Source organism: Cellulophaga sp. BC115SP (assembly GCF_009905545.1).
GTDB classification, from domain to species: Bacteria; Bacteroidota; Bacteroidia; order Cytophagales; family Spirosomataceae; genus Flectobacillus; species Flectobacillus rivi.
On sequence record NZ_JAAALB010000018.1, the window covers coordinates 114,725 to 127,078 of the forward strand.

The window sequence follows — 12,354 nt, forward strand, 5'->3', positions numbered from 1 at the left end:
CCACAAACAAAAAATTTAACCATCAACGCACCGAAAGTGTATCGACTATTTTGGAGGTACTTTTAGGCATTACACAATCATGAAAAATACTACAGCACTTGAAACGTACATCGCCAACACCAAAGCTCTACCCTTGTATCAAAAGGAAACACAAGAATATGACAAACTCCTCAACTATCTAACTGGTTATACGGATGAAGTTCCTGAAATTAATGTACGCAGCATAGAAATACTTTCCCTAGAAACTCTTCTGGGATCTATTGAAGAATGGGATGAATGGGAAGAGAGAGTAGTAGGATTGAGACATACAAAACATTGGTTTTTATCTATTCCAAAAGCCAATAGCTACATGCCTAAACCTGAGTACTTATTTCAAGCATTATTATCATGGGCAAATGCACAGATTTCTGAAGATACTCGTCTATCCAAAATAGATAGCATCCTTACTAAAATAAATAACTACACAAACGACTTTGGAGGATTGATATATTGGATGTCAAAAGTTCAACCTCTTGTAGTTAATGATAAGCCTACAGCGCTAGGTGAATATGTTTTAGAAAATACAGATGCTAATTTGATTTCCCTAAATGAGGCATTTTCTTTGGATTATCACTCTTTACTTGATTTGTTTCTTGTTAAAAGACCAGATTTAATAGAACTTTTCTTGAAAGATTTTCATCGAAATCTTGTTCCTCAGGCTAACTTATGGAGTAGAAACCAAGACAGCAAGCTAAAAAATGCCTTTAAATATATAGAAACCATTCTAGCTTATCAGGGAGAGAAATATGGTTCCATATTCGAGAATATATTTCATAAAACAGAAGACAATGAGTCTAAATGGAAACTGTTTCAATTGTTACTAAAGTATATACCCAATCAAATTCAAACTTATCAAGAATCATATTACAATGATATTTTTGAAAAGCAAGCACAGTATTTTATCAATAGTAATCATTATTTGATTGATGAATATTCCTCAAAATCTTATTTGAGGATTTGTATACCTTACTTATCAAACTTGAACCCAGCAAAGTATAAGCCCATAATCAGTGATAGACTCTTCAAGATGTCAAAACATCATTTCTTACCTTACGATGTTATTGACGTAATTACTGAAATATTGGATAGAGAGGATGTTGAAAAAATTTACACCAATATGGTACAGTTCAATCGATTTTCTCCCAAACAATTACAATATTCATTGAATTTAGTCCAAAAATTAGATTACCACACGTACTTACCACAGATTTGGGACATCAGTAAAATAAACTCTATAGAGCTTAATCAAGTAGCAGGTAAGTTTTTAGCAATACTTGGTAATGATGCTATTCCGCAAGCAACAGAACTTCTAAGTTCTAAAAAGGCCTATACAAGACAAATGGGAATGAGTCTACTAGAATCATTGGATACTGTAGAGACCAAAAAGATAATCTATAACTTCTTGGAACTGGAGCCTAACGATGATATTCGAGATAGTTATACCGAACTACTGAACCAGATGATTAGTAAACCATGTACAATTGAGGAAATTAGGGCTAAAATTGAATTTGCGGAAAAAAGAATAAAGCTATCGACTCCACTAGCGCCATGGTTGGATGACAAAGAAATATCTCCTTTATACTTTAAAGATGGAACTCCTTTGAATACTAATGAGATAAGATTTTTGTACTATCGCATGAGTAGAATCAAAGAAATTGGTTTTGACTTTGAAGCAAAATTACTACTAGAACATATCGATATGAATCGAACAAACGAATATGCAAGTAGTTTGATTGATACATTTTTTAGCAATTGGGCACCTGCCAATCTTAAGTTTTGTCTAACCTTAGCAAGTACAATGGGTGATGCCAGTGTTATTCGTACACTTAGAAAAAAGGTATTTGAGTTGACTGAAAGTAATCGTGGAAAAATGGCGGAGTACGTAGTAAAAGCCATTGCTCTCAACGGAAGCACGCAAGCCCTACGTGAAGTTGAATATCTTTCCAGAAAATTTAAGTCTAAGTACAAAAACATTGGAAAAGCAGCTATAGAGGCATTCGAGCTAGCCGCTGAGGAACTAAACATGGACCCTTATGACCTAGCCGATCAAATTGTTCCTGATTTTGGGTTTGAAGGATTGTTTAAAACCTTTGAGCTAGATGGTCAAGAATATAGAGCATTTATTAATCATGATTTTAAAATCTTATTTTTAAATGAAAGCAATAAAACACTAAAGTCTTTACCTAAAAGCGCCCCTCTTGAATTACAGAATGAATTTAAAGAAATGGGGAAAGAAATAAAGGAGCTTGTAAAATCTCAAACCTACCGTTTGGAGCAATATCTGATTATTCAGCGTCAGTGGGAAACTGAAAAATGGCAGAACCTCTTCCTCAATAACCCCATGATGTTTGTTTATGCAACCAGATTGATTTGGGGAGCATACAACGAGCAAAAACAATTGTTATTTACTTTCAAAATACAAGAAGATCAAACCTGTATCAATCAAGATGGTGATGAGGTAGAATTTGAAAATGGGCTTTTTGTAAGAATTGTACATCCTATTGATCTTACCAAATATACTATTGACTATTGGTCGAAGACACTTAAAGATGAAAACCTACAACCTGCATTTTTACAGCTAGATCGCAATGTTTTTAATTTCAACGAAAAACATAAAGGATACAAAATTTCTACGAATTATAGAGGCATAGAGATGTCTGCTTATAGGCTCTTATCCTGTCTTGAAAAAAGAGGGTGGCTCAGAGGCTCGGTGGTAGATAATGGACGTATTGGCAATTACTATAAGGATTTTGCTCAAGAAGGTGTTTCAGCGGTATTTGCTCAAGAAGGAGAAATTGGTATTGGTTTTATGGAAGGTAATGCAATAATAGGAAATATGATGTTTGTCAAAAGTGGCAGCATTAAATTTCGTACTGGTCCAGATGAACCTACACATGAGAGTGACCCAAGACTAATTCCCTTTGAACAAATCTCCCCTATTATGTACTCAGAGGTAATGGCAGATATGCAGTTTTTCAAAGAAAATGATACTAGACAAAACAGCGGTAATTAAGTACTATGACAGACGAAAAAGAATCACTCCGACGCTGGCGCCTTATGTTAGGAGGCGATGAAGCTGATGGCACCCAATATCAACTGTCTGATTTAGACAGTCAGATTGATGCTGCCCTCTCGGCTCTGTATGACTTTGAAAGAAAACGAAGCTTTAATTATGGACAAAATGGAGGAGGCGCAGGAGGAAATAGTAGCTCCAGTCCTTCTGTGGCACGTTGGTTAGGGGATATTAATAAATATTTCCCTCAGTCGGTAGTGCAAGTGATGCAAGGTGACGCCTTAAAGCATCCTGAGTTACAGCAAAAGCTCATGCTAGAACCAGAAATTTTGGAAAAAGCTACGCCCAACGTGCATTTAGTTGCCAGTTTAATGGAACTAGGCAAATTAATCCCTTCCAAAACCAAAGAAACTGCTCGTAGAGTAGTGCAACAGGTAGTAGAGGTGTTAATATTAAAATTAGAGCAAAAAACGATACAAGCTATTACAGGCGCTATCAACCGAAGCGTTCGTAATAATCGTCCTCGCTATAATGAGATAGATTGGAATACAACTATTCGAAAAAACCTCAAAAACTATTTGCCCGAATACAAAACCATTATTCCAGAAATTAGAGTAGGTTTTGGACGTAAAAACAAACGATCTTTAAAAGATATAGTTTTGTGCCTTGATCAAAGTGGTTCAATGGGCGCCTCTGTTGTCTATTCAGGCATATTTGGTGCAGTTATGGCTTCGTTACCACAAGTAACAACCCAAATGGTGGTATTTGATACTGAAGTGGTTGATTTGACAGAAGATTTGAAAGACCCTGTAGACTTGCTCTTCGGAGTACAACTTGGTGGAGGTACCGACATCAATAAAGCTCTCGGATATTGTCAAGAAATTATTACGAAGCCCGACGATACCATTCTGATTATGATTACGGATTTGTATGAAGGAGGTAATCAAGCACAGATGCGCAAACGTATAGTGGAGCTCAGTGAGTCGGGGATTCAAATAATTTGTCTGCTAGCTTTAGACGATTCGGGTGCACCTTCTTTTGACAAAGACAATGCTAAATTTCTCTCCAACGTGGGAGTTCCTGTCTTTGCTTGCACACCAGATTTGTTTCCAGATATGATGGCAGCTGCCATTAACCGACAAGATATGAGTACATGGGCAAGCCAAAATGACATCGTTCTGAAAGGATCAAATTCATAAGCAATCGAAACGCCACCTAGTTGGTAGGTGGCGTTATAAGCTAAAAATCAAGCCTTTACAGGATAGAGTTTTTCTCCATAATTAAGAGTGTCAACTTTAATATTTGAAGCCCTTTACCTTCAAATAATTTCTACAAAAAAAAAACATAGCAAAATACACTCTGGCACGGTTTTAGAGCAAATAGTCTAAAATTGCCGCACTTCAATTTCGTACTAATTTTAGTATGCTTATCCTCTATTATCCTCACTCATTCAAAACTCCTGCGTATAGTCATAATTTAAGCCTCAATGGCATAATTTTTGCTCCTTTTTAAGCAAGCAACCGCCAGTTGTATTCAAAAAATCAAAATTTCCTAAGTAGAAAACATCTCCGCCAACCAAAGAGCAATCTCTCGATTGTGACTTTGACTGTATTTCTATGTGGGCTGTAAAAGGTGTTTAATTCAATTAATTTTATGCTCATGAACAAGTTTACCCAAGTAGTTGTGGTACTGTGTATTTCTATACTCAGTATCTTTCAAACACATGCGCAGGTGAAAACATTGGAGAATAATAAAATCCCGATGGATCCAATCGTTGGAACTGGCGTTACCATTAACTCCTCGCTATCTCTTACTGGTGGCGCAACAAACACTTCAAACGTCGTAAATGGCGACCTTCGTGATTTTGCTACAATCGATTTAACACTCTCTCTTCTAGGCGGTGGTGTTGGTCTAACCGTACAAGATGCTAAACAATACTATCCCGCTGGTAATGTTGTAGGTTTTGTGGTAGCTCCTGGAGCTGGTTTACTCTCAGCTTCCGTTTTATCAAACATCTCAATCAAAACATACCGAGATGGTACGCTTCAAGAAACAGCTACTTTATCAGGAGGTTTATTGAATGCTTCCGTACTAGGTGGTAGCATTGGAAAGCAAATTTTAAGTTTCACTACTACAAAAGACTTTGACCAAGTTCAATTGTTCTATAGTGGTGGTGCGGTTGGTTTATTCAATAGCTTAAATGTATATTATGCTTTTGAAGGCCCTGCGGCAACAACTAATTTAGATTGTGCTGACAAATGGGTGAATGGTGGAACAGGGAGTTATACTGTTAATGGAGCAACGACAAGTTCTATCCCTCTGGTTGGGGGTCTTACATGTGTTGGTGGCGTTTCTAACGAAAACAACGTAATTGATGCTAATACGACCAATAATGCAGATTTAACGATATTGGTTGGAGTTGCTTGTTCAAGCTATATTGAAGTAGCAAGCGCTACCGCAAGACCAGCAGGTAGTGAGGCAGGTTTTGTTATTTCAGATGGTAACACGCTTATTGACTTAAGCTTATTCAGTAATTTGAAAATTCAAACTTATAACGGCTCTATCCTTCAAGAAACTATTACTGGTAACAGTTCAACAATAAAGCTTGGGTTGCTTGGAAATTCTAACAAATATGAGTTCGGCTTTAAAACTACTAAAGCCTATAACAAAATTAGAATTACAGCAAATGGAGGATTATTGTCTGTAGCAACTAATATAAAGGTATTTTATGCTTATTCTAAGCTTGATACCGATAATGACGGATTTGCAGATTGTATAGACAAGTGCCCTACAGGGCCTGACTATTTTGATGAAGATGGAGATGGTCGTCCAAACGGTATACCTTGTGATAAAAATGAAATCAATGTTTCCATTGCAAAAACAAGTAGCAATAATGGAGCACCTGTTCCACTAGGTTCACAAGTTACTTATACAATAAAAGCGACAAAAGCTGCGGGAACAGAAGACCCTACGGGTTTAGAAATTACAGATTTACTTCCATCAACAGTAACGTATGTTTCTCACTCAGCTGAATCTGGAACAACCTATGATAAAACAACAGGTAAATGGTATATCGGTAGTTTACTAAGTGGCGATAAAACAGAAGTAACCCTTACTATTACAGTTACAGCAAATGCTGAGGGTATTACTTACAATACAGCAACTGTTACTGCGAGTGATAACAACGTGAACAGAGGTAAAAACTCAGATACAAATTGTTTCACTGTTCCTGCAAAACTTTGTACTGGAGAAACAAGGACATTACGTGTACCTAGTACATACACTAACTATCAATGGAAAAGAAACGGAGTAAACATACCGGGTGAAACAAAAGATTCATTAGTAGTAAGAGAGGCTGGCGAGTATACCATTTCATTAGATTTAGTTGCTGGTTGTCCGACTGGTAACTGTTGTCCAATCATCATTGAAATGGCACCACTTCCTGAACTATTAGCTACAGCACAACCAACTAAAGGTTATTGTACAGGAGCAACTATCAATTTAGGTGTAACTACTACTAATACTGTTAGTATTTCATGGGCTGGTCCAAATAATTTTACCTCTACCGTAGCGAATCCAACTATAAGCTCAGCAAGTGCTGTAAATGCAGGTGTTTATACCATCACGGGTACATCATCTTTGGGTTGTACAGCAACAGCTACAGTTCAGGTAAATGTTAATCCTATTCCAACAGCTACAGCAAATGCTCCACTTCAAGTTTGTTTGAATGGTACAGCTAATCTTTCGGTAAGCAGTAATCCAGCTGGCGCAAGCTACTCATGGTCAGGTCCTGCAGGATTTACTTCTACAGCTGCCAACCCTACAATTGCATCTGTAACAAATGCTAATGTAGGAACTTATTCTGTAAGTGTAACTGATATCAACGGTTGTACAGCAACAACAACTACTTCAATCAGTCTATACTCTGCTCCAGATGTGAAAATTACTCCAACAGCATTGGCTGTCTGTGAGCAATCTCCTATTACTTTGACAGCTTCAGGTGCATCAACGTACTCTTGGACAGGTCCAAATGGATTTACTTCTACTTCGGCAAACCCAACAGTAACAGCAAGTGCTTCGATGACTCAACACGCAGGTGTCTATACTGTAACAGGTGTTAGTGGTGATAACTGTAGTGCTATTGCTACTGTAAACGTAATGGTGAATCCTAAACCAATGGTTACTGCAACTACAGTAGTAGCGGTTAACTGTTCGGGTGTACCACTTACTTTAAGTGCGACAACAGACGGAACAAGTCCTTCATATTCTTGGACCGGACCAAACAGCTTTACTTCAACAGCTGCAAGTCCAGTAGTTTCTGCAACTGCAACAGCTGCTATGAGCGGAACTTATACGGTTACGGTAACAGATAGCAAAGGTTGTATTGGTACGGCATCAGTTGCTGTAACAGTTAACCCTGCTCCTACTACGACAATCACAGGTGGTCCAACAATTACAGTATGTTCTACCACTCCAATTGCCTTTACTCTAGGTGGAAAACAAGCAGGCGAAACTTACGCTTGGTCTGGTCCAAACAGCTTTACTTCAACCGCAGCTGAACCAACTGTAACAGCATCAGCAACTGCTGCTAACCAAGGTGTTTATACTGTTGTAGTAACTAGTCCATTGGGATGTAACCAAACAGCAACAGTTAGTGTAACTGTAAATGCAACTCCTGTTGGAACTACTGAAAACAAAGAAGTTTGTGCAGGTACTCCTGTGACATTGACTGCTACAGGTGGAACTTCATATCTGTGGGATACTGGTGAAACAACAGCATCGATTTCAGTGACTCCTATGTTCTCTACAACATATCGTGTAACTAAATCTTCAGCTCAAGGATGTTCTATCGAAGATACATTTAACGTGACTGTTAAAGCAGCTCCAATTTCAGCAGGGGTAGTTACAATTTGTAACGACAATGGTACTCCAGGAACTGGTGCAGATGATAAGTACACTCTCACATTAAACCCAACTGGCGGTAGTGGAACAACATATACAGTATCAGGTGGTATTACATCGGCTTCTCCACTAAATTATGGTGCTACATCAAGTGTATTTGGTCCATTCCAAATCAGTGATGGCCCTAAAACAATTACAATTACTGATGCAAATGGATGTTCGTTGAACAACGTGACGATCACGCCTCCAGCGACATGTTCATCTTGTCCTCAAGTTTGTGTGCCGATTACAATTACAAAAGTGAGATAGTATAAATCTTATTTTGCGAGATAAATACAAAAGGGAGCCTGCATTAGGCTCCCTTTTTGTTGTTTGAGTAGAGCTCAATTAATTTTACCCACAATACCTTACTAGTTCAAGACTTAGTCTTGGACTTATTTTTTTATACAGTTTATAAACTGAAGCAAAAGATAGTCCGAGACTAAGTCTCGAACTAGGCAATAATGCAATTATATTTTGTACGATTACTTAGATGAAAGTAAATTATGCCATAAACAAAAAGTGTAAAAGTACTTATTTTCCAAAGTCCAATCATGCAAAAACGGTATGAATCGGCATGGAGAAAACACAAAATGACACATCACTTTCAGATTATTTGAAAGCTAGAATTTCAACAGAATAATAACTTGGGGAAATATTTTTATAGAAGATATTAAGACAAGAAATAAATAGCAAAAGGGAGTCAAGTCTCGAATTGTAGTAAGGTTAAAAAACATTCAATACCGTGCAATTAAACCGCCTAATTACTGCTTATTCGAATGCGTCATGAGCAAATGACTTATTACCATTAATACTATCAATCCAAGTAACTTCCCTCCCGTGCCTATATAGATACCTAAACTTACGAAAGAATTTACAAATTGGATTCAGCTTATATCCTAGAATTTCTTGTAAAAAGGACATCTAGGATGCATCCCTAAGCGTATTTTCTACGAATACCCTACTATTATTTTCTTTTACACAGAAAAAACTTCGATTATATAATTTTCATCTTTTGTCAAAGATTATAGGCCATTCTGAAAATCTATTCAGCTTTGAAATGAAAAATTCGTTATGTTTTTCTCTCGACTTGACTTTGTAGAAAAAAAATCGTTTATTGCGAAAAATGAGTTTTTTACCATTTTTTACCTAAAAAGCAATAAACTTCAAAGACAATCAAATTATGGAAAAGTCTATCAATGTTTCATCGGAAGTAGGAACGCTAAAGAGGTTATTGATTCATAGCCCAGACAGTGGATTAGGGAAGGTTATTCCTTCAAAAGCTCAAGATTGGCTCTTTGAAGATATAGTGCATCTGGACACGATGCGAAAAGATGAATATGATTACTACGTAAAAACATTACTTTACTTCCTCGACCCAGCCAAAATTAAAGGTCGCTTGCACGAAATAGATGCCGATACCTCCAGAGAATTCTTCAAACCAGAAAGTCCTCATTATTTCAAATCAGATAAAGTAATCGAAGTTCAAAGGCTTTTGGCAGAAGTTTTAGACAACTCTATTATAAGGACACGACTTGTAGCTGCCGTTTGTGCGGTTGAACATTGTTCGTTTGCTATTCAAAATACATTATTGAATTACCCTTCCACCGAACTGGCCAAAACGCTTATCTCAGGCATGACGCCCGAAAAAGACATGCTTTTTGCGCCTATTCCCAACTTTATCTTTACTCGTGATATTGGGATTACCATCAACAACTATTTATTGCTTAATAAACCAGCCAAAATAGCGCGTACCCGCGAAGCTTTGTTGATGCAATATGTTTTCTTTAATCATCAAATTTTTGAAGAAATACGTAGCAATATCATCGAAATTCCCGACAATGAACATCAGTTCTTAATGCCCGATGACCAAAAGTCAGATACCATTGCCACTCTCGAAGGTGGCGACGTCATGATGGTGGCGCCTAACCACTTATTGATCGGTATTTCGGAAAGAACTACAGTGTATGCTGCCAAACAAGTCATTGAAGCTCTTTTTGAAAAAGATATAGTTGAGAAAATTACCTTGGTAAAAATTCCGAAAAAACGTGACTACATGCACATTGATACGGTTTTTACACAGGTCAAAAGAAATATCTGGGTATTACTCGGCTCACTTGGAAAACAAGCTAAGCAAGAAAATGAGATATTCGTAAAAGCTGGTTTAATTAAAGCTAAGGTGAAAGACGAATTACGCATTATACAATTCCGCAAAGATGCCAAAGAACCACGTGTAATTGATTATTTGGAAGATTTGTTGACAGAAATTTCGGTGAATGATTTAGGCTGTATGCCTCTCGATGTACAATTTGTGTATTCTGGAAATAATGAATTCCCTTACGGTGACCGCGAGCAGTGGACAGATTCTTGTAATTTGTTGGCACTCAAAGAAGGAGTCGTAATCGGTTATGATAGAAACGACAAAACCCTTGAAGCCTTTAAGGCATTAGGCTTTGAAGCTATCAAAGCAGCTGATTTGATTCAAGAATTTGAGAGTGGTCGCAAGTCGCCAGAGAATATGCAGAATACTTTTATTCTACTTCCTTCAGCAGAATTATCGCGTGCTCGTGGTGGTTCACACTGTATGTCAATGCCAATTCTGAGAGAGGGATTTTAGCAATGTGTCAGCAATGAACAATCAGCTATCGGAAATTGCTAAAGAAGTGGTAGAAACATCTTTCCTGAATGCCGATAGCTCATTGCCGAAAGCACAATAGGCAATCTTTTTTGCGTGCTAACGGCTACACTACTTACAAATAAACTACTTTGCAACAAACAAAACGAATCAAACTATGCGCTCACAAACAACTTCAAATATCTTGATGATTCGTCCTGTACGATTTGGCTTTAACGAACAAACAGCCGAGTCAAATGCATTTCAGGATAAAGCTTTTGGTCAACAAACGCAAGATACTGCCCAAGCCCAAGCGTTAGGTGAATTTGATGAAATGGTGGCTCGTCTCCGCAAACATGGTGTCAATGTCATTGTAGTCGAAGACACACCTGAGCCGCATACACCTGATTCGATTTTTCCTAATAATTGGGTTTCATTTCACAATAACGGTACGGTCATCGAGTATCCAATGCAGGCTCCCAATCGGCGATTGGAAAGACGTCAAGACATAGTTAACCTACTGGAAAAAGATTTTTATATCAACCGAAAAATTGATTTATCCTATTTTGAAGAAAAAGGTGAATACCTAGAAGGAACAGGCTCGATGGTACTCGACCGAAAATTTAAAGTAGCCTATGCGTGTTTGTCGCCACGAACCAATGACGCGGTTTTAACTGAATTCTCAATTCAGATGAATTATGAAATTGTAAAATTCACGGCAGTAGATGGCGCTGGAAAGCAAATTTACCATACCAATGTCTTGATGTGCATCGGCGATATGTTTGCCGTGATTTGTCTGGAAGCAATACCCGATTTGGATGAACGTTTGATGGTTAGAAATTCACTAGAAAGCAGTGGTAAGCAGGTGATTGAAATTACCCTAGACCAAATGAATCAGTTTGCAGGCAATATGCTTGAAATTCGTAGCGAAAAAGGAGACCGATACTTGGTTATGTCAGATGCCGCTTATTACTCGCTTACACCAGCACAAACCAAAATTTTAGGCGATTATTGTACCATTCTACACTTCGATTTGAGTATGATTGAAGGAAATGGAGGAGGTTCGGCTCGTTGTATGATGGCAGAGGTTCATTTACCTATGAAATAGATTTTCGGAACTTTTCGATTACTTTTGTGGTTCAAAAATCATAACAACTTGTTTTTCCTAAAATCGATATAGCATCATGGTAACAGTAACAGATATAGCAGCAGAAAAAATCAAAGAATTGCGTGATAAAGAAGGTTTAAGTAACAACTACAACGTACGCGTAGCCGTACAAGGCGGTGGTTGCTCAGGCTTGATGTACGACCTCGACTTTGCTTCTGAACCACAAGCCAATGATATGGTATTTGAAGACAAAGGGGTAAAAATCATGATTGACAAAAAATCCATTCTTTATCTTGCAGGTACAGAATTAGATTTTTCTGACGGTTTGAATGGCAAAGGTTTCCAATTCAAAAACCCTAATGCAACTCGTACTTGTGGTTGCGGCGAAAGTTTTGCAGTATAGCATTTAGTGAATTGTGATTGAGTGAATGAGTGATTATTTTTAATATAATTTTCACTTGTATAGACGCAATGCTTTGTATTTTAAAAGGTATTTTCTGAAATATAGTAACAAAAAAGGGTGCGAAAATTAATTTTCGCACCCTTTTTTTATGAAGTTAATTAGGCTTCCCTTTTAGAGTATAAACAATTGATTATCAGGCATTTTTATCAAAAAGCAATCCCCGAAAATGCACAAAT

At 37.5% G+C, this 12,354-nt stretch carries 6 protein-coding genes; all 6 read left to right on the forward strand.

Annotated elements, in window-relative coordinates; translation table 11 throughout:
- Positions 1-79 precede the first annotated feature (79 nt).
- The gene (locus GVN22_RS14955; protein WP_166551811.1) at positions 80-3,052 is read left to right on the forward strand and encodes a DUF4132 domain-containing protein; all 2,973 of its coding nucleotides are present in this window, start codon (positions 80-82) and stop codon (positions 3,050-3,052) included.
- A 5-nt stretch (positions 3,053-3,057) separates the two neighbouring features.
- Positions 3,058-4,251, forward strand: coding sequence for a VWA domain-containing protein (locus GVN22_RS14960; protein ID WP_166551812.1), 1,194 nt, complete (start codon positions 3,058-3,060; stop codon positions 4,249-4,251).
- A 460-nt stretch (positions 4,252-4,711) separates the two neighbouring features.
- Positions 4,712-8,263 carry a DUF11 domain-containing protein gene (locus tag GVN22_RS14965; RefSeq protein WP_166551813.1) on the forward strand — a complete coding sequence of 1,184 codons (3,552 nt, stop codon included), beginning with the start codon at positions 4,712-4,714 and terminating at the stop codon, positions 8,261-8,263.
- 913 nt (positions 8,264-9,176) lie between these two features.
- Positions 9,177-10,610, forward strand: coding sequence for an arginine deiminase family protein (locus tag GVN22_RS14970; RefSeq protein ID WP_166551814.1), 1,434 nt, complete (start codon positions 9,177-9,179; stop codon positions 10,608-10,610).
- A 175-nt stretch (positions 10,611-10,785) separates the two neighbouring features.
- Entirely contained in the window at positions 10,786-11,715 is a 930-nt protein-coding gene (gene ctlX, locus GVN22_RS14975; RefSeq protein ID WP_166551815.1) for a citrulline utilization hydrolase CtlX, read from the forward strand.
- Between the two features lie 76 nt (positions 11,716-11,791).
- On the forward strand, positions 11,792-12,118 hold the full coding sequence (locus tag GVN22_RS14980; RefSeq protein ID WP_095160352.1) for an iron-sulfur cluster assembly accessory protein: 327 nt from the start codon (positions 11,792-11,794) through the stop codon (positions 12,116-12,118).
- Positions 12,119-12,354: the final 236 nt, after the last annotated feature.